Source organism: Parabacteroides distasonis ATCC 8503, assembly GCF_000012845.1.
Lineage (GTDB): Bacteria > Bacteroidota > Bacteroidia > Bacteroidales > Tannerellaceae > Parabacteroides > Parabacteroides distasonis.
Genome location: NC_009615.1, coordinates 2872501 through 2898698 on the forward strand (window position 1 = coordinate 2872501; position 26198 = coordinate 2898698).

19 protein-coding genes, 1 rRNA gene and 1 pseudogene (1 of these 21 running past the window's edge) are annotated in these 26198 nt (G+C 44.0%); 15 read left to right on the plus strand and 6 right to left on the minus strand.

What is annotated here, in order from left to right:
- Positions 1 to 1520, minus strand: a 16S ribosomal RNA gene (locus BDI_RS12225); it reaches 5 nt to the left of the window's first position.
- An 887-nt stretch (positions 1521 to 2407) separates the two neighbouring features.
- Between BDI_RS12225 and BDI_RS12230 the strand changes: the two genes are divergently transcribed.
- The 13 genes and pseudogenes from BDI_RS12230 to BDI_RS12290 all read left to right on the plus strand — a co-directional run bounded on the left by BDI_RS12230 (position 2408) and on the right by BDI_RS12290 (position 16050).
- A complete protein-coding gene (locus BDI_RS12230; RefSeq protein ID WP_011966853.1) occupies positions 2408 to 2944 on the plus strand; it encodes a DUF4255 domain-containing protein in 537 nt (178 codons plus the stop codon).
- A gap of 90 nt (positions 2945 to 3034) precedes the next feature.
- Positions 3035 to 3694, plus strand: a complete 660-nt coding sequence (locus BDI_RS12235; RefSeq protein ID WP_005861445.1) for a hypothetical protein — start codon at positions 3035 to 3037, stop codon at positions 3692 to 3694.
- A pseudogene (locus tag BDI_RS12240) lies at positions 3642 to 4085 on the plus strand (phage tail sheath C-terminal domain-containing protein); the annotation flags it as partial. The gene BDI_RS12235 and the pseudogene BDI_RS12240, both read left to right, overlap by 53 nt.
- A gap of 36 nt (positions 4086 to 4121) precedes the next feature.
- On the plus strand, positions 4122 to 4574 hold the full coding sequence (locus BDI_RS12245) for a phage tail protein (RefSeq protein ID WP_005861441.1): 453 nt from the start codon (positions 4122 to 4124) through the stop codon (positions 4572 to 4574).
- Complete coding sequence (locus BDI_RS12250) at positions 4574 to 5077, plus strand: phage tail protein (protein ID WP_005861439.1); 504 nt, start codon at positions 4574 to 4576, stop codon at positions 5075 to 5077. The genes BDI_RS12245 and BDI_RS12250 overlap by 1 nt, the downstream gene beginning before the upstream one ends.
- A 161-nt stretch (positions 5078 to 5238) precedes the next feature.
- Complete coding sequence (locus tag BDI_RS12255; protein ID WP_011966855.1) at positions 5239 to 5895, plus strand: hypothetical protein; 657 nt, start codon at positions 5239 to 5241, stop codon at positions 5893 to 5895.
- A gap of 5 nt (positions 5896 to 5900) precedes the next feature.
- The gene (gene vgrG / locus BDI_RS12260; protein ID WP_011966856.1) at positions 5901 to 7658 is read left to right on the plus strand and encodes a type VI secretion system tip protein VgrG; all 1758 of its coding nucleotides are present in this window, start codon (positions 5901 to 5903) and stop codon (positions 7656 to 7658) included.
- Between the two features lie 12 nt (positions 7659 to 7670).
- Positions 7671 to 8075, plus strand: coding sequence for a GPW/gp25 family protein (locus BDI_RS12265; RefSeq protein WP_005867028.1), 405 nt, complete (start codon positions 7671 to 7673; stop codon positions 8073 to 8075).
- Positions 8072 to 8929, plus strand: a complete 858-nt coding sequence (locus BDI_RS12270) for a hypothetical protein (RefSeq protein ID WP_011966857.1) — start codon at positions 8072 to 8074, stop codon at positions 8927 to 8929. Before BDI_RS12265 ends, BDI_RS12270 begins: the two co-directional genes overlap by 4 nt.
- 29 nt (positions 8930 to 8958) lie before the next feature.
- Positions 8959 to 11442 (plus strand): hypothetical protein, encoded by a 2484-nt coding sequence (locus BDI_RS12275; RefSeq protein ID WP_227742497.1) that lies wholly within the window; start codon positions 8959 to 8961, stop codon positions 11440 to 11442.
- A gap of 63 nt (positions 11443 to 11505) precedes the next feature.
- Positions 11506 to 12195 (plus strand): hypothetical protein, encoded by a 690-nt coding sequence (locus BDI_RS12280; protein ID WP_230321812.1) that lies wholly within the window; start codon positions 11506 to 11508, stop codon positions 12193 to 12195.
- A gap of 2 nt (positions 12196 to 12197) precedes the next feature.
- Positions 12198 to 13916, plus strand: coding sequence for a hypothetical protein (locus tag BDI_RS12285; protein ID WP_011966860.1), 1719 nt, complete (start codon positions 12198 to 12200; stop codon positions 13914 to 13916).
- A 10-nt stretch (positions 13917 to 13926) separates the two neighbouring features.
- Positions 13927 to 16050, plus strand: a complete 2124-nt coding sequence (locus BDI_RS12290) for a hypothetical protein (protein ID WP_011966861.1) — start codon at positions 13927 to 13929, stop codon at positions 16048 to 16050.
- 1 nt (position 16051) lies between these two features.
- Here the strand turns inward: BDI_RS12290 and BDI_RS12295 are convergent, their stop codons facing one another.
- The 4 genes from BDI_RS12295 to BDI_RS21235 form a co-directional block, all read right to left on the minus strand.
- On the minus strand, positions 16052 to 17359 hold the full coding sequence (locus BDI_RS12295; protein ID WP_011966862.1) for an ATP-binding protein: 1308 nt from the start codon (positions 17357 to 17359) through the stop codon (positions 16052 to 16054).
- Positions 17356 to 17943, minus strand: a complete 588-nt coding sequence (locus BDI_RS12300) for an eCIS core domain-containing protein (RefSeq protein ID WP_005861423.1) — start codon at positions 17941 to 17943, stop codon at positions 17356 to 17358. The genes BDI_RS12295 and BDI_RS12300 overlap by 4 nt, the downstream gene beginning before the upstream one ends.
- 22 nt (positions 17944 to 17965) lie before the next feature.
- A complete protein-coding gene (locus tag BDI_RS21415; RefSeq protein ID WP_306769545.1) occupies positions 17966 to 19327 on the minus strand; it encodes a contractile injection system tape measure protein in 1362 nt (453 codons plus the stop codon).
- Positions 19328 to 19536: 209 nt separating this feature from the next.
- Entirely contained in the window at positions 19537 to 21087 is a 1551-nt protein-coding gene (locus BDI_RS21235) for a contractile injection system tape measure protein (RefSeq protein ID WP_011966864.1), read from the minus strand.
- 410 nt (positions 21088 to 21497) lie between these two features.
- Here BDI_RS21235 and BDI_RS12315 point away from each other — a divergent pair, with 410 nt between their 5' ends.
- Together BDI_RS12315 and BDI_RS12320 are read left to right on the plus strand one after the other, a co-directional pair.
- The gene (locus tag BDI_RS12315; protein WP_005861421.1) at positions 21498 to 22790 is read left to right on the plus strand and encodes a 3-keto-disaccharide hydrolase; all 1293 of its coding nucleotides are present in this window, start codon (positions 21498 to 21500) and stop codon (positions 22788 to 22790) included.
- A 104-nt stretch (positions 22791 to 22894) separates the two neighbouring features.
- Entirely contained in the window at positions 22895 to 25711 is a 2817-nt protein-coding gene (locus tag BDI_RS12320) for an NPCBM/NEW2 domain-containing protein (protein WP_008780731.1), read from the plus strand.
- 57 nt (positions 25712 to 25768) lie between these two features.
- Here BDI_RS12320 and BDI_RS12325 read toward each other — a convergent pair whose 3' ends face one another.
- Complete coding sequence (locus BDI_RS12325; RefSeq protein WP_005861419.1) at positions 25769 to 26152, minus strand: hypothetical protein; 384 nt, start codon at positions 26150 to 26152, stop codon at positions 25769 to 25771.
- Positions 26153 to 26198 lie beyond the last annotated feature (46 nt).

Below are 26198 nucleotides of genomic sequence, written 5' to 3' on the forward strand. Positions count from 1 at the left end.
AGGTGTTCCAGCCGCACCTTCCGGTACGGCTACCTTGTTACGACTTAGCCCCAGTCACCAGTTTTACCCTAGGCCGATCCTTTCGGTTACGGACTTCAGGTACCCCCGGCTCCCATGGCTTGACGGGCGGTGTGTACAAGGCCCGGGAACGTATTCACCGCGCCATGGCTGATGCGCGATTACTAGCGAATCCAGCTTCACGGAGTCGGGTTGCAGACTCCGATCCGAACTGAGACGTGGTTTGGGGATTCGCTCCCTGTCGCCAGGTGGCCTCCCTTTGTCCACGCCATTGTAACACGTGTGTCGCCCCGGATGTAAGGGCCGTGCTGATTTGACGTCATCCCCGCCTTCCTCGCAGCTTACGCTGGCAGTCCCACCAGAGTCCTCAGCCTAACCTGTTAGTAACTAGTGGCAAGGGTTGCGCTCGTTATGGCACTTAAGCCGACACCTCACGGCACGAGCTGACGACAACCATGCAGCACCTCGCAAACGGCTATTGCTAGAAAAGGTGTTTCCACCTCGGTCCGAATGCGTTCAAACCCGGGTAAGGTTCCTCGCGTATCATCGAATTAAACCACATGTTCCTCCGCTTGTGCGGGCCCCCGTCAATTCCTTTGAGTTTCACCGTTGCCGGCGTACTCCCCAGGTGGATCACTTAACGCTTTCGCTGTGCCGCTTACAGTGTATCGCAAACAGCTAGTGATCATCGTTTACTGCGTGGACTACCAGGGTATCTAATCCTGTTTGATCCCCACGCTTTCGTGCATCAGCGTCAGTAATGGCTTGGCAGGCTGCCTTCGCAATCGGGGTTCTGCGTGATATCTATGCATTTCACCGCTACACCACGCATTCCGCCTGCCTCAAACATACTCAAGCCCCCCAGTTTCAACGGCAATTCTATGGTTGAGCCACAGACTTTCACCGCTGACTTAAAAGGCCGCCTACGCACCCTTTAAACCCAATAAATCCGGATAACGCTCGGATCCTCCGTATTACCGCGGCTGCTGGCACGGAGTTAGCCGATCCTTATTCATAAGGTACATACAAAACGGGACACGTCCCGCACTTTATTCCCTTATAAAAGAGGTTTACGATCCATAGAACCTTCATCCCTCACGCGACTTGGCTGGTTCAGCCTCTCGGCCATTGACCAATATTCCTCACTGCTGCCTCCCGTAGGAGTTTGGTCCGTGTCTCAGTACCAATGTGGGGGACCTTCCTCTCAGAACCCCTATCCATCGTCGGTTTGGTGGGCCGTTACCCCGCCAACTGCCTAATGGAACGCATGCCTATCTATCAGCGATGAATCTTTAGCAAATATTCCCATGCGGGATCCCTGCTTCATGCGGTATTAGTCCGACTTTCGCCGGGTTATCCCCCTCTGATAGGCAAGTTGCATACGCGTTACTCACCCGTGCGCCGGTCGCCACCCGGTATTGCTACCTGTGCTGCCCCTCGACTTGCATGTGTTAAGCCTGTCGCTAGCGTTCATCCTGAGCCAGGATCAAACTCTTCGTTGTTTAAATTGTTTCTTAATATCCTCGCTCCGGAATCCGTTATTGTAGTCCAAAGTCATACTCTATTGACGGTATCGATCCGGAAAATTAATTTTCCTAATACTTGTACTACTTGTTGAATTATGTAAATCTCTCAAAGAACTCTTTTGTCGCTTTCGTTTTGCGAACGTGGATGCAAAGATAAGGACTTTTATTTTAAACCTCCAAATTATTTCGGAACTTTTTTTCTAAAAGTTTGTTTCATCATTTTGTACCGGCGTTCTCTCTCGAATGCGGGTGCAAAAGTAGTGTTATAAAACATAACCTCCAAACTTTTTCGGAATTATTTTTCAAGTTTTTTTTTCAAGACTTAACAAGTTATATAATGTACGTGTGATAAAGCCATACTACTCGATTCTCACCCTATTGGAGACATCCTGTTATAGAGACATAGCGTGCCGCACTTCTACATGGAGGTATATATGATTTATTGAGTGGCGATGTGATAATTTTCCATACAATAAGTGCGTGAATGATACAAAAATATAAATCACTGAACATTAACAGCTTAAAAACACGATTATGTTTTACCGGAAAGTCGTACATGTTTATGAGAAAAGTCGTACGTGTTTTCGAAAAAAGTCGTACGTGTTTTTCCGAAGTCACATAATAGAAAATAAGAGTAGATAAAAAATACACAATAAGCATAGCCCAATCTCAGGATCAACTTTTCTTTCAATCTTTTTCAGGAAACCGCCAAGACGTAATTATCTATGATAATCAGAAAACGATTTTAATTCTTATCACGAATCGAAACGAAGGTAATTTGCTAGAAAGAATTCAGACAATGAAATTATAAAGCAGAAAAACAAATTTATTCCTTACCTTTAGCACAAATAAAGCAAAAGACCATGATACACGTATTAATAAACACACTCGCAGAGAAAATGAACGAATTTCTTTCCAGCTATTATGAACGGGCAGAAATTATAGTGGAAGCCGGAAGTATTGATGCGACTCCAAATGAGGATCAATCGGATAAAATCATACTTTCTATCGTGAATATAGAGCGAGAGACAGCAATGGGAATCTCTGCCCCCTATAGGAACACAAAAAATAACACATTCCAACAAACATCTCCACCATGGTACTTGAATATATATATTATGGTTGCCGCTGTTTTTTCATCTAAAAGATACTTAGAATCTATACAAATATTATTGGATTCAATCTCCTTCTTACAACAAAATTCCATTCTTAAATTACCAGACCAAGGTACCATAACGCTCGAGACCATAACAATTAGTATGCAAGAACTCAGTAATATATGGAGTATATTAGGAGGGCATTATTATCCATCAATCCTATGTAAAGCACGAATCATATCTTTTGCCGGAACAGAAATCAAGGATATAAAACAACGAATATCAAGTCAAAAAATAAATTAGAAATAATGTTATCAAACATATAGTATTTAATATCATGCCATATTCTTTTTATCTACTTTTGGAATATTATAACGATAAAACAAACCAATGATGAAATTTGACTTTTTAATTAACATTATATTTAGTCATGAATATTATAATGAATGTATTCCTTCTGAAATCTTCGAGATAGAACCCAGGAGAACGAATAGAGTCGTATTAGGAGGACCTAAATATCCTTTTAGGCAAACGGGGCGAAATCAATATGCACTAATTGGAGATCGAGAAGAGCTTCTTGATCACCTTTCAACCTCCCCGGATGGTCTCAACCTTGAGTTTCAAGCACATTCAAAAGATCCGAATTTTTTACTGTATACACAATCCCTGCTACCGGAAGAGCTAAATGATTCAGATATACAATTAAGTGTTATCGATAACCGACTGAATCGGCTCAATGTGATCATTCATGTTACCAAAGAATTATTAGAAACGAAATGCCCAATACAGAAAGAAATCCATTATCACACAAAAGAAGCCTATTGGGATTTTATCTTGATACCTCGTAATCCAGAAAATGCGTCAATGGATATTTTTATGGAGGATAATGGACCGGAAAATATTAGCTTCAAGAATCCCGAGCAAATCCGTTTCATGGATAAGGACGTTTTTCGTATCAGCACAGAATATCCGATAAAGATTAAGGAAGAGTCTTATTACCAAAGAAGATCTGAACGTACCGATGAATGGAAAAGCCGTAAACGCGATACGTAGCTTCCCCGGTGAAGGAATCAAGGTTTGGGGTGCCCGCACGATGGATGGTAACTCGTTAGACTGGCGTTATATTAACGTAAGGCGTACGATGATCTTCCTAGAGGAATCGATCAAGAACGCCGCCCGTGCCTATGTATTCGAACCGAATGTAGTAAATACATGGGTAAATATGCGTAGTATGATAGATGGATTCTTACGGGGCGTATGGAAACGAGGTGGATTAGCAGGAACTTCCCCCGAAGACGCATATAGCATTCATATCGGATTGGGAGACACGATGACTCCGAAGGATATTCTGGAAGGTATCCTCAGGATATCCGTATTCGTGGCTATTACCAGACCTGCGGAATTTATCGAGATCACATTCCAACAACAAATGCAAAAAAGCTGATAATTTAAGAATTAAAACCTATTAAAAAATACGAATATGGCAGGAGAAGCACAAGATAATGTATGGCCGTTACCCAGTTTTTATTTTAAGGTAGAATTAGGTAGCCTCGGGGAAATCGCTTTTAAAGAGGTATCTGGTCTGGATATGGAAGCCCAAGTAATTGAGTACCGACATGGTAATAGCCCGGTTTTCTCAAATATCAAGATGCCGGGACTGAAGAAGACGAGCAATGTCAGTCTAAAGAAAGGGGTTTTCAAAGCGGATAACAAATTATTCGATTGGTTTAACAAGATAAAAATGAACACAATACAGCGAGAAGATGTAACAATCAGCTTACTGGATGAAGCAGGAAGCCCTACGATGGTTTGGAAATTATCGAACGCATGGCCGACTAAGGTTACCGGTGTCAGCTTAAAATCCGATGGAAACGAGGCTGCCATCGAAACCTTAGATTTAGCGCATGAAGGATTGACCATAGAAAACGCTTAATGCTAAGGTTTGATCATATTGTCCCTCCTCCGGTAGCGTTTTATTTCAACGTGACTTTCGAAGGATTGATCGAGACCTCTTTCCAAGAGGTCTCGGGACTACAACTTGAAATGGAGACGGAAACGATTAAAGAAGGGGGAGAAAACAGTTTCAGCTATCAGGTGCCTACCCGACGAAAGCACGGTAACCTTGTGTTGAAACGTTCTTTAATGCCTTTGCCTCATGTGCTAGAGACATATGTGGTTAAAGTATTGGAAAATAATGGAAGTGCCCAGATCGTTCCCGTCAATTTAACTATATCATTGCTGGATGCCGGGCATTTTCCCCTAAATAATTGGTCTGTGCTCAATGCTTACCCTGTAAAATGGGACATTAGCGCATTGAATTCCCAAAAGAATGAGTTGGTGATTGAAACATTGGAGATGGCTTATACTAATTTGATCCGTATGTCGATAAGAGATACAGAAGATACGAAAAAAGAACAATTTAAGCAATGGCTATAACTATAAAAGAAATCCAAGTGTCCACAAAAGTGACACAACAGAAAAAGGAACCCGACCTCCCTCTCTCCCGTGATTTGATACAACAAATCAAAGAGGAGATAATTCGTGAGGCCAAGAAAGATTTGTCTAACCTTTTTTCTTGTAGAAAGGAGCGGTAAAACATGAACCAAAAGTTGATCATCGAGGCATATAAATCAATTGAATACAAAGGTGGCGAGAAATTGGGTAGTATCACCGTCCAAATCAATCCGGATAGCTATAAGTTAAGCAAATCTACCTCCTATAAGAAAGACGAAAGCATAAAAGAGGATAAGCAACTACCGGAGTATAAACACACCAACCCCTCCACTCTCTCTTTTGATATACACTTCGATGGTACCGGTATTATCCCGACGGGGAAAAAAACCGTGACAGAAAGGATCAAGGATTTGGAGAATATCATTTTTCTTCCTAGCGCGGAGATCGATCCACCCAGCCCTTGCTTCCTTAAAGTAATTTGGGGGAGTCTCATTTTCAAGGGGAGATTAACCAACCTAAATTGGGATTACACCTTATTCTCGCCCAAGGGCAATCCTTTACGAGCTAAAGGCTCCTTGTCACTAACAGAGGCGATTAGTAGTAGAGAGACACAAGCAAAAAAGAAAAATCAAAAAGCTGAGGGTAAATTCGTTACTTTTAAACAAGGAGACAGTCTAATCGGGTTATGCGCAAAAGAATATAAAAATTCTGGTTATGCTCCAATGATTGCCTCCATAAATAACCTAATCAGCTTTAGAGATATAAAACCCGGAACTCAATTATGGTTCCCTAAAATATAATGAATATGGATAATTCATTCATAATCAAACTATTACTAAATGGTAAAGATGTAACGGAGCAATACTCCGTAATCAATGCAAAAATATACAGAGCATGTAATAAGATCGATAAAGCAACGATCTCCATCAGCGCTGATATTATCGACAACAGCCAATTTGAAATACCAGACAACAAAATATTCAATTCGGGTACGGAGCTTAAGTTTCAAGCGGGTCCAACAGATAAGGTCAACACCTTATTTGAGGGATGCGTTACAACCCATCAGTTAAAAATCAATAGCGAACAACAAACTCTATTTATTTTAGAATGTAGGGGTTTCGCATATCCTGTAACCTTTGGACGTAAAAATAATGTATATGAAAATAGTAAAGATGATACCGTTATCAAGAAGATTCTGGGACAATACGGGCTTTCCGCCAAAGTAGATAGCACCGGTATAGAAATTCCACAACTGGTACAATATTATTGTACAGATTGGGATTTTGTACTCACACGAGCACAAAATAACGGATTAGTCGTTATCACTGACGGTAAACAAGTCAAGGTATGTAAACCGAATGTATCCGCCTCCCCGGTCTTAACCATCACCTATGGAGATAATTTAATCGCTTTCGATGGTTCTATATCCGCTTCCGAGCAATACACAGATACAAAAGCTTGCGCTTGGGACGTGAGCCGTCAACAAATTATCAAAGCCACCGCCAGCAAACCTCCTCTCAATGCCCAAGGCGATATCGCCGCAAAGGATCTATCCGGTCTGGCAAATGAAGTGATGCTTTATCAAACTAACGCTCCCATCGGCGACGCTTCTTTACATGCTTGGGCCGATGCGCAAGCTTTATGGAGCGGCCTGGCACGTTTTCAAGGCTCCATCACAATTTACGGGAATGCGTCTATTATTCCGGGCTGTATTATCAAATTGGAAGGATTAAGCAAACATTATAGTGGAAACGCATTTGTTCAATCAGTAGAACATACACTACAAGGAGGCGAATGGAAGACACAAGTCTATATGGGTTTCAATCCGGTAGTCATTACCGAAGAGCCCGATGTAGTCGCTCCCGCAGCTAGTGGTTTTTTGCCCGGTATACGAGGATTACAAATAGGGATCGTTAAAAAGATCGGAGATAATAAAGATTTCGAGAATTTTATATTAGTCGATATACCCTTGTTACAATGTGAGAAGACGGAGATATGGGCTCGGCCGGTCAGTCCGTACGCAAGCAATGGGGTCGGCATGTTATTTCTACCGGAAGTCGATGATGAGGTAGTCCTGCAATTCATCAATGAGGACCCCTGCCACCCTGTGATTATCGGAAGTTTGTACAGTCGCAAACGAAAAACGCCGGTTTCTTTAGATCCAAAAAATAATTTAAAGACAATTGTTACAAAAAACCAGTTGAAAATTACTTTGGACGATGATAAAAAGATTATCACAATAAGGACTCCCGGAGAGAACACGCTCATATTGGATGATGACAAAAAGCAAATTCTGTTATCCGATGCTAATAAGAACAAGGTCTGTATGGATAAAAACGGAATTATGGTAGAATCCGGCAAAGATCTCATATTTAAGGCAAGAGGGAATGTCAAGACAGAAGGAATGGGTATCGAATCCAAGTCTAAGCAAGATACCAAGATAAATGGCTTGAATATCGAGGTTTCCGCACAAATGGGAGTTAAAGTAAAAGGGTCTGCCACCGCCGAAATATCCGCATCCGGCCAAACCGTTGTAAAAGGAGGCGTTGTAATGATTAATTAAATCGAATGATTTATGCAGAATAAAAATAGTTTTTTAGGTAAAGGATGGGCATTCCCCCCAGAATTCAGCCATAATGATAATCCCACCCGCATGTCTAATTATGAAGAAGACATCCGGCAAAGCTTGATCATCCTTCTCTCCACTCGCACAGGGGAGCGAATACATCGTCCGGATTACGGTACGGAACTATATCGTTATCAGTTTGAACAATTAGATCTTACCATGGAGACCATGATTAAAAGCGCTATTGAGAAGGCTGTTCTCTTATACGAGCCTAGAGTCTCGCTTGATCGCATAGAAATTAATAAGGCTTCGATTCAAGATGGCATTCTGATTATCGAACTTTATTATACGATACGTATGAATAATGTCCAACAAGAATTGACCTATCCTATCTATTTTGATTCTAACCGATGAATAAACAATGGAATAAAGATGGATTGACAAGAAAAAAATTGGAGAATAATTTCCGGATACATGAGCCTTTTCAAGTACTCGAGAAAAATCTCTCCAATTTATTGGCTCGTGCCTTTTCGAAATCATCCTTTTTATATCATTACCAATCCTTAGCCATACTCAATGAGATCAAGCAAACAGATACAATCGGGATCGAACAGAGTTTCATTTTGTGGCAAAATGAGAACTCACCGGAAAGTAACAGAGAAATCACCTATCTAAGAAACGCTCTATACCATAAGTTCTCTGATTGGTATCAAAGATTGAATCATCGGATCTTTAGAGATTCCATGTCCGATTTATTTCTGGATATGGAGAAATATAACCAGAGACTTCAGCTAATAACCCTATCCAATCCTAAAACGGTTCGTAGAAGTCTCTACCTATTATTACGTATCCTCCGCAATTTACAAAACAAACGGGAGATTTACATCCAAGAAATCGCTAAAAGCGGAGAGACCGATCCCTCATTAGCTGTTTTAATCGCTTTCTTGAAAAACTATCAATATCTGGTAGATCAGTTCAATAAACGCTGGGAAGCTTATCCGTTATTTTATGTCAACCAAATATTGAAGGAATCTCCCCAAAAAGCGATTATTCCTTCCGCTTGGTTTATCGCCGTGAAGAATAATACCGCACGGCAAGCCCAGTTACCCAAGGGTACAGGTATTATAACACAGGTACCATTTCCTGCGCAAGATATCCAATTTTGTTATCGTACGGACGAAGATTATTCGGTCAATGACATGAAAATAACGAGTATACATTCGTTACTATTGGAAAAAGATCCGAAAAATATCCAGCGAGCCGATTAGGCTTCGTTACGTCCATCTGGCAAAAACAGTTGAATGACAGGATCGGAAAAGTTTTTTCTAAGAAGCCCAATCTGGACTCAGAGCTAATCTTTGAGAACCAATCCTCTATACAAGCCGGACTGATGATCGAATCTCCCATGTTATTACTTCGGGAAGGACATCGGGATATACATATCACATTCGGATTAGAAGAAGACTCCATATCATATTTCAAAGAATTAATCGCTACTACGGAACAATCTTCCCACGAAACCGGGCGTGTATTAAACGACGCTTTCCTATTGGAGTTAAGCACAGAGAAAGGTTGGGCCCCGATATACGCCTACACCTTGACATTCATCAACGAAAACTCCTTTTATCTGAAATTCGTCCTTAATGAGAAATTCGACCCTACAACACCTTGCTCTGAAGCTCATGGTTGCCAAACACGGAACCCAGCGCTCCGTATATTGATGAACACGGATGCTTGGTTATTCCCCTACTCTTGGGTACACCGTATTTTTATTACTAGCTTAAAGATAAAGGTACATGTATCCGGCATGTCATCCTTGAAAATCTATAATCCTCTGGGAGAAGTAGACGCAAGCGTACATTTCCCTTTATTCGGGTTAGAAGCTCAAAAAGGCTCATGGTTCGCATTCGGTAATTATGAGATAGCGATCAAGCCTATCCAATCCATGGGTATTACTTTGCAATGGGCGGATCTACCTTATTCGGAAGGAGGTTTCTATGATTTGTATCAAGCATATAAGACACCTATCGATAATACCACCTTCAAAGTTGAATGGGAAAAACTAACAGACCAGAAATGGGTAAAATTACCGGAAAGTACATCTTGTCTCTTCAATACGAAAAACAAGCATACTTCCCCTAGGGGAAAGCTCTCGGAGTACAGCGAGATCGTTTACGACAAACCGTTCAAAAACATTACGGTCTCCACGGAAGAAGAGCAATATCAATACATGAAAGCCCAGCAAGGCTTCTTCAGGATTAGACTCACAGATCCGAACGGCGGATTCGGGCAGACGGAGTACCGGATGCTCTTTGCGGATATCATGATAAGAAACAGCCATACCCGTAAACAGACCCCGGTGCCCAAACCTCCTTACAACCCTATGATTGAAAGTATAGGTATCGGTTATAGCGCCGAGGAAGAATACTTTTTCAATGGCGATACCCCAAGAGATAGATGCCGTATCTATCATATCCATCCATTGAGGCAAAAGGAATTACATGAAATCGATCTACGTCATCCGTTCCCAATGGTGGAAGTACCCACAGAAGATGGGATTATTCTATTCGGTATTGGTAACTCGATCGGTAACGACCAGATCCGTTTATTCTTCGAGATGGCTGCCTTGAAACGGGAAATCGAAAAAGAATATCTTCCTTGCGTACAATGGTCTTTCTTCAACGGCAAGCAATGGGAGTTTATCAAACCGGGTAATTTACTTTCCGATACAACCGGGAATCTGTTGAATACAGGTTTGGTAGACATCCTGCTTCCCTCACCTATTAGCGAGGAAATGCTTGACATAAATGGAGATTTCTGGCTTTCGGCAAAAGTATCTTGCCACACGCAAAATTGTTCATCCATACGAAATGTCTATCTAAACCCAGTGAAAGCCCGGTTAGAAATCCCCGAAGAAATGGAAGCCCTGATCGGTGAGGAACTCGAAAGCTTCACGGGACTCGTTTCTTTCGAGAAAAGTATGCCGGGACTTACGGATATTTACCAGATCATACCCGCTAAAGGAGGACGTTCGCCGGAAACGCCAGAGGATATGCGGCTCCGGATCACCCAAGAGATGTCCCATCGGAACCGGGCTGTATTGCCTAGGAATTACGAGCAAATAACATTGGCTCAGTTCCCCGAAGTCGAAAAAGTACTTTGCTTGCCCGGAATAGACAGTAAAGCTCAAAACAGGAGCCCGATCGTAACATTGGTCGTGATGCAAAAGGAGAAAGATAAAAAGATCTTGCCTTTATGCGAACATAGGCTACTCATGCGAATCGAAGATTATATAGGTGACAAGACAAGTCCGTTCATTACCGTTGATGCAATCACTCCGGTCTACGAGGAAGTAACCGTTTGCTGTAACCTCCGGATAAAGCCCGGATATCCCGTAGGAGATATACTCCGCCAGACAGAGGCACGCATTAATAATTGTATCGCACCTTGGCGAGATAAGGAAGAGATCCCGGTATTTGGGCTTTCGTTCTCATCGACCGATCTTTATAACTCCATACGAGAGTGTGAAGCCATCGTGGACATTGATATATTAAGCGTAGCGCATGTCGTATATACGGCAAAAGACCAACAAAAGAGCTATTATCTAAACCGCTACCCGGAAGAGGCTAGGCAAAATTTCAACGTTAGCCCTTCCCAACCTTGGTGCATATTAGTTCCTTCTGATAGGCATTTGCTATATATTGACCAAAAAGACGAACTATTGGAACAACTCGGACTCGGATATTTAGGAGTTGGAAGTAATTTTATTATTAACAAATAAAACAAACCGGATATGCCTCGTACAAACAGAAATACACTAAAAGAATACTTTAAGCGCGGAAGTATGCCCAACCAAAAGCATTTCTACGAATTAATCGATTCCATGGTCAATATTTCCGACGACGGGATCGATAAAAATCCGGATGATGGCTTACGGTTAGCTCCTTCCAAGGAAAACAGTCCCGTCATCAGCTTATTCACGAACATACAAGACAATATTCCTGAGTGGAAAATATACCTAGGTAACAATAGCCAACTCCATATCATACGTCAAGGGCAAGATGAACCGATACTATCGCTTCATCCAAACGGTCGTATCGAGATGAACCAACCCGGTATGGATATACGTATCAACGGCAGTCTTTCCGCAACCCGCTTCGACGGCGCGATACGGGGTAAATTTCCCGCAGATGGCGAATGGCATACCCTGCAAATACCAACGGAAGGATGTCGTGCCTACCGCATCATGGCTGGATGCGGTAAGTTAAAAAGCGGACAATACGCATTGGTGGAAGCCACGGCTATCCATTGTTACGGGAAACATCGAAAAATCCGTACGAATCAATCTTGGTTCGGTTCCTTTTTTAACAAGATCAAATTCCGTTGGTACGGCCCCGGACAAAAATGCAAGTTGCAAATACGTAGCGGACGGGATTATGGAGACAACATCTTTGTTTGTTTCCTGATAACCGATTTATGGAAAGATTACCGGATGGATGCCTCCGACCGGAGAAACACCTTTAATCAAGAATAGCCATGGATGATCTGCCCAACCTGCAAGAACTAAAAACGGAGGAATCCATATTCGATAACCTCCAAAAGAATGCCTTGGAAACAATCCGGGAGCTTTCGGGACAATTGTGGACAGACCATGCCCCGCACGACCCGGGAATCACGACTCTGGACATCTTAAATTACGCCTTAAGCGAATTGGATTACCAAATGAGTTTCCCATTAGAACAATATCTCACCGGATCGAATAATCGTTTCAATCCGGAGGATTACGGCTTGTTCAGTCCTGAACGGGTTTCCGGGATGGCCCCTGTGACACCCAAAGATTACCGAGACCATTTTTTAGATCAATTAGATAACACTGATTACTTAATGAACTTATCGGACCTGCAAATCCACCCTTATAGATCCAATGATCAGATCTGCCACGGATGGTTCGACCTATTTATAGAACTCTCGTCCTTTATCTCAGAAGATCAACACAAACAGGAAGAAAAGAAAATCAAGGAAAAGATTGAGGAACTATATCACGCGAACCGGAATTTAGGAGAAGCCCTACACGCAATCCATTTCGTAAGAAGAAAACCTTTATTACTTATTGGAAATATCGATATAGACGGTAGCATCTCTCCGGAAAAAACCTTGATCGCCATTTATACGGAGGCGATTCAATTATTCGCACCGGGAAGTCATTATACAGGTAGTGCGCTTCCCATATACAAGCTTTTCAAAGGGATCAAGCAGATACAAGGGGTTCTATCGATACACTCTTTGGAATTTCAAGGTTTTGAAGAGGGTGAATACGCCTATACATTGGCATTATCTTCCCCTGAGCAAATCAAGATACGACTTTACCAAAACCAACAAGCAGTAGAGATTAATGCCACAAAAGTATTGAATCGTTTGCATTCGCGGAATAATATCAACCATGCGATACGAGAACAGAAAAAACAAGCCAAATCGATCCTCATGGACAGTCGCCATATCCATCTGAATGATTATAGCGTCACAAATGATTTCCCGATTTGCTACAAGGACTCGTTTACCGATTCATTCAAGGCATATCTTTCTATATTCGACCATCTCTTTTCGGAGGGACATAAAGAAATGAACCATCTAAAAGATTGGATGGCCTTAAATATGGGAACCCCCGGTTCCGCTTCTATGGAACAAAACAAAGATCTGCTATTGGATACGTTGGATAAAATCTACGGCGAAAATAGCAACCAGCCTTTTCTCCGCTACTCCCATAAAGAGATAAACCGTCAACGAAGAGTCCGGTTCCTGCGACAACTACCGGAACTTATCCGGGACCGGTATCTAGGCTGTAATCTATTCGACGCAGACTCCCTTTCCGGATTGGAAAGATATCTCTATTCCATACTCGGATGGGAAGATGCGAAAGAGCAAATTTTCATTCTGGAAAACATACTCCTGCATTCACCGAAGGCGACTGATCATCCAGTCCCCTCCCGGGAATTTACCTTAACGGCAATCCTCTCACAAACAGAACGTACGCGGCAACGGCCGGATTTTCAGCTTCGTCTTGAAGAATTCTTGCGAGAGAAGATACCGGCACATCTACGATTCACGGTTCATTGGCTTCCTCCGAAAGAGCTAGCCCTATTTGTCAAAGACTATAAGGCATGGCGAAAAGCGTGGGCCGATAAAGACGACAAAGAGATTGACCGCACCGGAGAAATCTTAAAGAATAATCTGATACGAATAAATATAGAACTTTAAATTTACCCTTATGTCAACCAGATATCGAACTACCTACCACGGCATTTTATTGGGCTTATTACTTCATGTAATCATGGCACAAGCCGTTAACGCCCAAAGAAGTCTCTCGGAGCGATTGGATTATTTCCGGAGTTTAGGAGAGCGGACCGAATTGGAACTGGAAGAGATTCGTACCCCGATCGTCTCCTATCAAGCTCTTATGGACTCGATCACCCAGCGTATCTTAACGGAGCAATGCAGTTATATCGTCTATCCCGCTGAATTGGGGAACGCTTTCACTTTCGTAATAAATCCGGACGCGAACCAAGCGATATTGCGTTTGGGTTATTTACAGTCCCCGAGTTCCTTATTACCAGATCATGTGGAACAATGTGCATATACACCTTGGTTGTTCGGAAACGAGTTATTAACCGCATCCAAGAATAAGGCCAACGCAGATCCTCTCTTCCGCTTCTTCGATGCAATGCCCGGCCCAGTCAAAGTAACGCAAGCTTTGTGGTATTATTTCAATAAAAGAGAACCGGAAAGGATATTGCCTCCCCCTACCGTCGAGAATATGTATTTCTTCAAGGGCAAAACCGGAGATATGGATAATATGCAATCGTTGCTCAACTCCGATAAACAAGGCTATATCATTTGCCCCGTATGGACAGAAGACGTTACAGGAGTTCTGGATAATCCGGACGAGAATCCCTCCATCAGAGGAAGCGGAACGATTGAGTTTTTCATCAAAGAAGCTCCCCTTTCCATCGCCCTCAACATCACGCCTTGGGAAGAAGACGCCATTGGATACCGGGAAACCGATTTCATCCCATTCGTTTACGACACCACTTACACGCAAGCCGTAAAGAACTGGTTGCTATCCGTGCGTGAGCTGCGTCCCTCCACGATTCGTACGTTCTTCTGTTATTTCGATAAACGTAGCAAAGAAGAGATCGCCACACAAAAGAAAAAGGGAAATTGCAGTATTCCCGTATTCAAGGTAGATGGCGCATCATCGGAAACCGAACGCCTATCCGAACGCCTAAGTCAATACAACCAACGAGCTTTTCCCATCGTGCCGTATTGGTTGCAATCCGTATACGAGCAATTACCGGCAGGCCTTATCCGGAAATTCAGCCGGATGGAATATCTAGGGTATGTAGTGGATACAGAAAGCGGGCAACCTAGTCAAGTAAGCGACTGGCAACAACAGGAGTGTCTGGTAGATATGCCCGTTTATTCGGATACGCCTGTCGATTTGCTGGTCCTATTCCGAAACTCAAAAGCGACGAATGATTTCCTAAGATCGAAAGAATCCCAGATGGCTCTTTTAAATAACTTATTCACAAAGGATACCGGCACGATCAACCGGAACCCGTCTCTCCGGAAACTCAACGGCTTGACTCTTTACTTCCCTGATTTCGATTTTAAGCTGGAGAACCGGAGAGAACTTGTACAATTCGTGAAGTCCACCAGTTTCGTAATTGATTCCTTTTGTGTGATGGGTAATAAAATATATAGAAACTACGATTTAAATGTCATATTCCCTATCAAGGAGAAAAAGCATATCGGTTATCTATCCATTCTATTGAAATACCAATTGGTAGACCGCCTTTGTTTTGTCGATTACGATGAAATGGGCGTTCCTGTAACTACTTGCGAAAATCGAGAGAATAAGCAAGAACCAGTACTCAAGATGGTCATGTATGAGGAAGAATGCGAGGTATCCTTACTAGATAATCTTTTCAACTCTTTATTCTATTTGCTAAATCCTTTTCCGCAAGGCGAGCAACTCACCAGTTGCTCCGATGATCTGGCGCAACTGGCAAATACGGAATTCTCCAACCCGATGCTTATTTATTTCGTATTGGGTGATATATTCCTATTTCTCATACTATTAATCCTAATCAACCTGTATATGACATCCAGTAAGTTCTACATGTTGGCACAACATTATAAGCGATATGTCTTGCCTCTATTACTGGTATTCATATCCGAGATCGTATTGGTATTATACCTAATCACCAATATCGTATCCTCGCGGGAAACTTTCGACATATGGACCCAAATGATACTGTTGGCGCTCCCACTCTTCTTTTTTCTCTTAATCATCGTACCGATCGGGCACCGGGAAAGAGAGCCGTTGCCTTAAATCACCACCGGCCCTCTTTATTCAATTCCCGGCGGATCGCCATAGATAAGATATCGGAATCTAGCCGGGGAGTGTCTTGCTTTAGCAACCGAAGGGCACAACGCCGGATCACATTCGAGATGGAGCCACCCGATAACTCATAAGTAGCTGCCATACGAATCATTTTGTCCGCATCCGCAGGTAGCCAAGAAGAGGGAAGCATTCTACGCCATAATTCCTCACGTAAGTCTTGATCCGGCATTGGGAAATAGATAATAGACTGGAAACGACGGGAGAAAGCTTCATCAATATTACTCTTTAAGTTTGTGGCCAAAACAACGGTTCCCGGGAAATCCTCGATCCGTTGCAGCAAATAAGCGATCTCTTGATTCGAATGGCGATCATTAGAAGTGTTCGTCGAGGTTCGTTTACCGAATAAGGCATCCGCCTCATCGAAAAAGAGAATCCAATTCCGGTTTTCCGCTTGGTCGAATACATTCGCAAGGTTCTTTTCAGTCTCGCCGATATATTTGGAGACAATCATGGAAAGATCGATACGATATACATCCATCCCGTTCTTCTTGCCGATCAAGGTCGCGCAAAGCGTCTTACCCGTTCCCGGCGGGCCATAAAACAAAGTGCGGTAACCGGCCTTCAAAAAACGACTCAATCCCCAGTCCGAAAGGATGACTCGATGACCCGTAATCCAATTATTTATCTCTTCCAACTCCTCACGCACATAATAAGGCAATACGGCATCTTCCCAATTCAAAGTCGTACTAATCCGTTTGGCCGGAAAACCCATATTATAGTCCGGCTTATATTCTCCCTCAAAAGATAAACGGTACAAGAAATCCTCCGATATACGCAGTTGTCCGCTCAAGAACGGTTCACCATTCCCGGCTCCTTCCAAGCCAACGACGTGATACATATGGAACCAATGCTCCTCACGAAATAGACGAACCACTTCCAGACGGCGTTCCACACGATCGCCCGCCAACAGGAAAACGGCCGTCTCGCCCGTTGGCAAGAATCCTCCGTGCGATAGTCCTTTCCAACCGCCAAATTCCGTATAAGGACGGTCAAAATTCTTATTATGCACAAAGAAAATATCCAACACCTGCGGAGAAAGATGAGGCATTAAGGCCAACATCAACACCATCCACTCATCGAAAGTAGGATCGACCTGTTCCGGCAACAACGCCTTCCAAAGCGGTCCTGCCTTCGGGAGTGCGATATCATAGACGGAAGATAAATCGCACTCCTGCCGGAAATACAAACGAATAGAGACATCCAATACCCGCTGGAACCAATCGATCCACTCGTTCATAAGACAGAAGCAGCTTTAGCGCCCATCACATCCGCCTCGTGTTCCAAGGATAAATCATCGTTAACGGCCATTCCACCTACCTCGGTAGTAGGCTGCACACGTCCCTCTGCTTGCTGGATGACGTGTGTCAACTCATGTCCCAATAGCTGCTGTCCGGCAGACGTATCCGGTTTGAATTGTCCCGGGGCGAAATGGATATCCGTACCTTGCGTATATGCCAAAGCCCCAACCTCCGGCGCTTTCGATGAATCCGGGTGTACACGTACCGAAGAGAAATCCGTCCCGAAGGAAGACTCCATGCCTTGGATTACATAATCCGGAATCCCTGTCTGGTTCTTCGTTTGCCGTTGGGCCACAAATTTTCCTTGAAGAAGCTCATCCTCATCTTCCACATCCCGCTGAACGGCGAACTTACCTTGCTGCAAATCATCCTCATCCATCGCGTCACGTTGCATAGTTTCCACCATTTTAGCCTGCAAGACAGATTGTACCCGATTATCTTCCATCAATTGTGTTGATTCACCTTTACGGTTTTGAAAGACCTGCGAAGGTCCTTCTTGAATCTGTATCCGATCCGCATTCATAATGTTATCATTTAATAGTATTTTACCGCCACTTTACTCTAAGCATTTTTTCCATCCATGGAGCTTTAACGAGCTTGAAGTTCCAAGGAAGCGAGTCTAATAAGATGTCAAAAGGCTTCTCCTCGACCGTTAGCATCCAATTATCCTCTTCCATTTTTAACATTCCCTTTCTCTGGATAAAAGTTTTTTGAAAACCTTCCCAGCTTGTATGCCTCATCTTGTCCCAATTCATAAGTACCGCTTTCTTCAATTGTTCCATGATCTCCAATTCATTCTCGGTTAAATCACACGAGCGAGGAAGCGGTTCCGGGCTGTTGTCATAGCCCGTCAAGACTTTGTTTAAGAATAATTCTGACTCCGGGATTTCCTTCTCATCCGTCACAAAACATTGGGACACAAAAATAGCTTTCACTTGGCATTCTTTCGATTTAAAGTCACGCCTGTCATCACTCAAGTAGCCTAACCGATTAAAAAGCATTGGCAGGTAGACGGCTATGATCACTAGGCCCGCATTGTCAATAGATACGCCATGGTCTTTTAACTGGCCATTCAAAACGTTCATATTCATATTATTTTTAAGTTGATATATAAAAACTGACAATTCAGGTAAATTAGTTATATGTCGCCCTATAAAAGTCTCGATCTTACGTAATTCCTCCTCTGGCACAGACTCCCTCAAACGCTGCCAAAAGAGGAACAACAATCCATCCTTGGAATAATTCCGGTAAACGTTGCCGGAAAGAGCCTGTAACCACCCCAACCAAAGGTTCTCTTCCAACCCGAAGCTATTGAGACGAAACAAGCGGATTACCTCCTCTACAAGTAAGCGCAAAGCGGGAGTCGCCCCTGTATATAATTCCTCCAATAATTCCATTTTTTTGGAATTGGACGGATAGATAGCGGGAAAAGCAGTACGGATGGGAAGCTCGGGCGCTTTCCCCGGTTTCGTGCCCAGTAAAGCATCCATGGTACGTGTAAACGCATCCATATTCTCCAACATACACTCATGCAATAACAAGCGCAGCCGAGCAGCATCTCCAAATGTACGATTCTCTTTTACATTCGTAAGGTATTGGATCAAGGATACCTGATTCGGAAAAGCCAGACCGTATTCACGGATGACAAGCAGTAATAAGGAAGCGAAGATACGAGCGGCCTCTATCGGTTCTTCCACCCTTATTCCGGATGAAGGAATATCCTTCAATTGCCGTAATTGGTCCAGTAAGACTTTCGGGTTCGTCTTCTCCAAGTCCCTCACGTACTCGAATAGATCGCCCAGCGGTTCATCGGCACGGCCCGTGATTATAAATTGCCCGAACCGATAGGCTTTCCTCTCCTCATTCAACCAAACAGAGAATAAAGGCTCGGGAGATTCCTTATCCATATCCTCGTACAGCAGATCTATTATCTCACGTAACTCTTCCGGGACCCATGGATGTTCCCCATGTGTTCCCTCATGGAAATAGGAGATCAGCTCCCGCACCGTGATATTATAATGGGCAGAGAACTGTCCCAACACCGAACGTACGAATTGTTTCCGGCTAAAAGCGGACAATGGCGCACTAAACAGCACCAGAAAGATAAATTCCCATTTCAACAGCCGGAACTCGTCACCCACCCTTCTTTCCAAACGCCCTTGCTCTTTCCCCTTATCCAGCGTCTGGGCATACCGTATAATGAAATGGCTTTCCACCGGAACGGTTTGCTCGACCACCGAATAGATTTGCTCCTCGCGCAAGAAACGGATAAAGCAACGGCACAAGCCAACCGATCTTTCAAATCTTCCGGGTAATAAACGGATATACCGGCGGGAGAATCATCGATAGCATTCAAGTACAAAGCAATGATCAATTCCCGAACGGCTGGATAAGCCGTTAGCAGTCCACTAGCCAAGGTACGGTAAAAATATCCCAACAACTCCATCACCGTCAGATTATAATGCGCCGCCAACTCCTTTAACACGGAGAAAGCGAACTGATGGCGGGAATATACGCTTCCACTTCTACCGAGAATAACCTCGAAGATAAACACCCATTTCAGCACCCGGAAATCATTCCCGGCTTTCCCTTCGAGCATGCCCAATTCCTTCTCCTTATCCAACGCTCTCGCATAGTCGATGACAAACGGACTCTCCGCAGGGATCACCTGTTCCACGATCAGGTAAATCTGTTCCTCATTATACCCGGATAAGAAAGTCAAGCTCTTCTCCCGCCGCACGAGCAAAGCCTTCAATTCTTCCAGAGAAAAAAGAGAGAAATTTTTAGTGAATTCCTTTTCCGATAATGTCTCTAGCCGGATATCCTTCAAAAGCGACAGTAACTCGGGCATGAACAAGCGGGTAGAGGCGAACTTATCTAAATCATACGTCAGCATCCCCAGTAAATCCACAAAATAAATGGAATAATAGCCGGATAATTCCCGCAGTGCGTACGTCACCATTTGTTTCCGGTTGAAATAGCCTTGATCCTGAGATAATAAATATCCCCATAGGATTATCCAGATAGCGTTTCTGTAATCATTCTTCCCTATCTCCGGACGCTTTATCTCGGGATAAGAGTCTTGCAAGAAACGGGCATAAGCGTTTATAAACGAGCTTTCCGAGGGTACCACCACATGTACCAAACGTTCTTGATAGATATCATCCAATTGAAAGACTAGACGTTTACGAATGGTAAGCGCCTTTCCCTTCTCACGCAGGAAATGACTTAATTCTATCGAAGATGTTCGTACTAATTTATCCAGAAGCTCCGGTAAGGTGAGTCGCTCCTCTTCCAGCCAAGGCCAATACCCGTGCGACATATAATAGGTAAATACTTCCAGCCAAGATTGCCTGATGGGAACAACTGCTATTCGGTCTGGATGCTCTTCTTTACTTCGCAAATAAGAAGCGAAAGTCTCGTCCAGTCTCTCCGCCAGTCTACGGGGGAATTGCTCATAGAATTCATCTTCTTCTAGCTCACCTAGATCCAAATCTAAACTCTCGATCCGGATCAACTCATCTTCCGTATCATAACGGCTTAAAATCTCATCCACGATCCCTTCTAAAGAGGTTCGGTTAAAGGTATCCCAACGACCATATAAATCATGAACGAAAGGTTCCCGATCCGCAACTAAATCTAGTTTTAAGGTGCCTATTGTTATCATATGGTTTGCAGGGTATTTCAGTCTTTATTAGATGCATGCAATATCTATATTATTCTTCGATTAAACAAGTATTATCCAGATTCTTTTCCACAAAAACATATAAAAGTTGATTGTGCCAGAATAAAACTTATGCGTACCTATAGGTAAACCTGATCGGTACCTATTCTATTCTTAAATTATCGCCACTGATTTTACAATCAGCGGCGGCATTTGTATATTCAGCGGCTGTGAATATAAATTCAGCGCCGCCAAATTAAGAAATAGAGCTTATCCGACAAAGAATATATAGGCTCTTGGAGAAGTATTTCCTAGGGAGAGAAGCGTTTTTCCTCCAACAGAGAGAGATATCAAAGATATTTACGTAAATTTGCCATTCAGTTACAATTTATCAACCTAAATTCTTTATTTACATGGAATCTGTAATGAAAAAAACAGCCGCCACAAGCTTGTTAGCCTCTTGTGCGGTATCGCTGGCCTTGTTTTCCTCTTGTGCCAGTCAAGAACAAAACACACTTACTCCCGAGGAAATCGCTGACGGATGGGTCCTGCTTTTTGATGGAAAGACATTGGATGGTTGGAAAGATTACAACGGGACTACATTGACACAGCCTTGGCATGTAGTGGATGGTTGTATCCAAGCCAAAGGTGATGGCAGCGACGCTAGTGGCTACATCGTAACCGATAAAGAGTATGAGAACTTCGAGCTTTCTTGGGACTGGAAATTGTCCAAGGGGGGCAATAGCGGTATGTTGTACCACGTGGTAGAGCGTCCCCAATACGCTGTTCCTTACGTAACAGGGCCGGAGTATCAATTGATCGACGAGCCGAACTTCCCGGAGCCATTGGAAGAGTGGCAGAAATTAGGCGTAGATTACGCGATGCACTTGCCGGATAAATCCAAGATGAAGGTGAATCCGCAAGGCGAATGGAACAACTCCAAGATCGTATTCGATAACGGACATGTGGAACATTGGTTGAACGGACAAAAGATCGTTGAGTTCGAGGCATGGACAGACGATTGGCACGCTAAGAAAAATAGCGGTAAATGGGCCAACGCACCGGAATACGGATTGGCGAAAAAAGGTGTGCTTTGTTTGCAAGATCATGGTTATCCCGCATCTTTCCGTAACTTGAAGATCAAGGAACTTCCCCGTAAGACCGGTAAGGAAGTGAACTTGTTCAACGGCGTGGATTTGACGGGATGGGAACCATACGGTACGGAGAAATGGTACGTAAAAGACGGCTTATTGGTTTGCGAAAGCGGTCCCGACAAACAATACGGTTATCTCGCTACCCGTGATTATTACGATGATTTCGATCTAACCGTAGAGTTCAAGCAAGAGGCTGACGGAAACTCCGGCGTATTCATCCGCTCTTTCGTAGAGGAAGGCGTGAAAGTAAACGGCTGGCAGGTAGAAGTAGCTCCGAAGGGTCACGATACAGGTGGTATCTATGAGTCGTACGGACGTGGCTGGCTGGTTCAGATTCCGGACGAGAAAGAGAATATATTGAAAGAGGGCGATTGGAACACGATGCGTATCAAGGTACAAGGCGACAACGTACAGACTTGGCTGAACGGACAGGAAATGGTAAACTTGAATGACGAGAAGATCGGAGCCGGCAAAGGCCGCATCGCCCTTCAGATTCACGACGGTGGAGGCATCAAGGTTCTTTGGCGTAATTTAAAACTTACGACATTATAATAGAACGAAACTAGATTATAAACCCAATAAGGTGTTTCAAAAGAAGTCTTTTTGAAGCACCTTATTTTTATCATTGATAACACGCTCTTTTATCACTGGATTTTATGAATAAACTTATCTTTACAGCTATCCTTTCGGGATTTGCCGGTCTCTACGCCATGGGCCAGAACGAAATCCGGCTTATGGACATGGACCTAAATAAATCCTACCAAACCTACGGTGGCGCCGTCAAAGGGAAATCAGTTACCAACGAGCCCGCCTCCATACAAGGAAAAACGTATGATGACGTGATCGGGGTACAAGCCAAAAGCCATATCAAGATCGATTTACACAAGAATGCGTCACGCTTTCAAGCACAGGTCGGGATCGCCGACTCACATATCGATTATACAGATAAAAGCCTCACGGTTATCCCTTTTGTTGACGGAACGAAAATGTATTTCGATACCCGAAAAAACGCCAAGACATTTGTTGGTCTAGAAGGTAAAGACGGAAAGGTACATCCGGGCTCGGTCTTATTTATCTTGAAAGGAGATGACAAGGAGCTTTATAACAGCGGTATCGTCAAACTTGGCGACGCCCCGAAAACAATCGATATCCCCCTAAATGGCATAAAGATATTGGACCTTATCGTAGAGCCTACCGACGATGGCCCCAGCGGAGATCATGCCTTATGGATCACGCCCCAAATAGAGTATATGGAGATCATCCCCTCGATCATCTCCACAAGCTATCAAGGGAAAGGGCCGGAGGTATCATCCGGTACGGAGAAGAAATTACTTGATAAAATCAAGCGATTGCCCCAACAAGGGCTTCCTTTGGAAAACACCTCTTTCGACTGGCTTTTACAACCCTCACGATCCAAAGCCGGCATATATGCGACTCCCGATGGCAAAAGCATCTTATTGTCAAACGGAATGGTAGCACGTATGTTCCGTGTCTTGCCCAATCTCTCCACTCTAGATATCTTTAACCGGATGACCGGAGAAAGTATGCTTCGTGCCGTAAGTAGCGAAGGCAGTTTGACGATTGACGGGAAACGTTGGGAACTTGGCGGGCTGGCCGGCCAGCCCGAGCGCGGATACTTCCAGATGGAATGGGTCGAGCAGATGACTACCCGCTCCGGTTCTTTTCTCATTGAGGATTTCCGCATAGAGGAGCTGCAGGAAGATATCAAATGGGCCAGAAGCCGCTGGGCACTGAATAAGAACGTACCCACAGGGAAAAGACTGACTTTCGTATTGAAAGGAGAGAAAGAAACAGAAGGTGTCACCGTAGAACTCCATTACGACTTATACGATCATATCCCGGTTATCCGGAAAAGTATGGAGGTTACCAACAAGACCCCGCAGTCCATAGATATCGATGCCTTTCAATTGGAATATCTGGCATTCGCCGAACCGGAGTCTCCCGGCGGTGGAGATCCCTCCAAATTCAGGCTCCCGAACATACATATAGAAAGCGATTATGCTTGTGGCGGAGAGTTTACCGAGCGGGAAACCGATATCACGGAGAAATGGGTAGCCGATCCGGAATATACCTCCCAACGCAACTATCCTTTGCTCACGCCTTGCATATTAGACGTATCGCCCAAGCTAGGTCCCGATTATACCCTAGCGGCGGGCCAGGAGTTCAAGTCCTTCAGCGTATACGAGATGCCGTTCGACAGCGATGACCGGGAACGGAAGGGCTTGTTCAAACGACGCTTTCATTATACGGTAGCTCCATGGGCTACGGAGAATCCGATCTTCATGCACCTTACCTCTTCCGATCCGGATGTTATTCGTACCGCTATCGATCAATGCGCTACCGTGGGCTACGAGATGGTGATCATCAGCTTCGGGTCTGGATTGAACGCCGAGGATATCTCGGAAGAAAATATCGCCAAATATAAATCCTTGGTAGATTACGCCCGCGGCAAAGGTGTAGAGTTAGGATGTTACTCCCTCTTATCAAGCCGTTGGATCAGCGACGAGGTGGATGTTATCAATCCCAAGACGGGCAAACGGGGAGGCATGCGTTTCGGTAGCGCTCCCTGCCTGTGCAGCGATTGGGGATATGAGTATTTCCATCATATACGAACCTTCTTCGAGCGTACGGGCATGCGTTGCTTCGAGCACGACGGCTCCTATCCCGGCGACGTATGCGCCTCCACCCACCATACCTATCATAAAGGGCTGGAAGATTCCCAATGGAATCAGTTCCATAAGATAACCGATCTCTATCGTTGGATGTGCGAGAATGGCATTTATATCAATGTTCCCGATTTCTATTTCTTGAACGGGTCTACCAAGACAGGCATTGGTTACCGTGAAGCCAACTGGTCGCTTCCCCGGGACAGGCAGATCATCCATGCCCGCCAATTGAATTATGATGGTACATGGGATCGGATGGCTTCGGCATGCTGGAGCTTCGTTCCTCTCGTGGAGTATCAAGGAGGAGGAGAGGCCGCCACCTTGGAGCCCCTCCACGAACACTTGTTCGAATACAAAACACATATGATGCAAAATTACGGAGCTGGTGTCCAAGCTTGCTATCGAGGGCCACGCCTATATGATACCCCGGAAACCCAAGCGGCCGTAACCGAGGTTATTCAATGGTATAAGAAATACCGCGATATACTCAACAGCGATATGATCCACTTACGCCGGCCGGACGCACGAGACTGGGACGGGTTCATACACGTCAATCCTCACAAGAAGGAGAAAGGTCTAGCCATGTTCTTCAATCCGACCCATCAAGAGATCACCCGTACGATCCATATTCCACTCTATTATACCGGCCTGACACAAACAGCCCGCATCCGGGAAAAAGAGCAAAAGCCTGTCACCTACAAACTGAACCGGGACTATACGGTGGAGCTTACGGTTAAAATCCCTGCCAACGGATATACTTGGTATGTGGTTGAAGCAGCCGATTAGAACTAAAATGGCCGGGATAATCGCTACCCCGGCCATTTTATCTATCTATAGACTTCTTTATCTACGTCCGTTACCTAGATGTTTTCTGCCATGTTTATTCCCTTTAGGCTGCTGTTTTTCCAGATATTGTTTGTATTGTTCCTCCGTCAATATTTTTTTCATCTGGGCGTTCTTATCCTCACGCATGGCCAACATCTTTTCCCGTTGCTTCTCACGCTCAGCCTTCATCGCCTCACGTTCTTTTTGAGCCTTTTCCATATACTCTTTTTGAAGTTTACGGAACTCCACCGCTTGTTTCTCATCCAGCTTCAAGTCGGCGATCATCTTCTCGCAACGTGCGGACGGATCCATCTTACGCTTGTCCATACGCCTGTTCTCACGAGCGAACACAGAAGTTGAACTCAACAATACAACCAAACACAATCCTATTACCTTTTTCATAAACTACTACTTATTACTTTTATTATAAATTACCTGTTTATGAAGC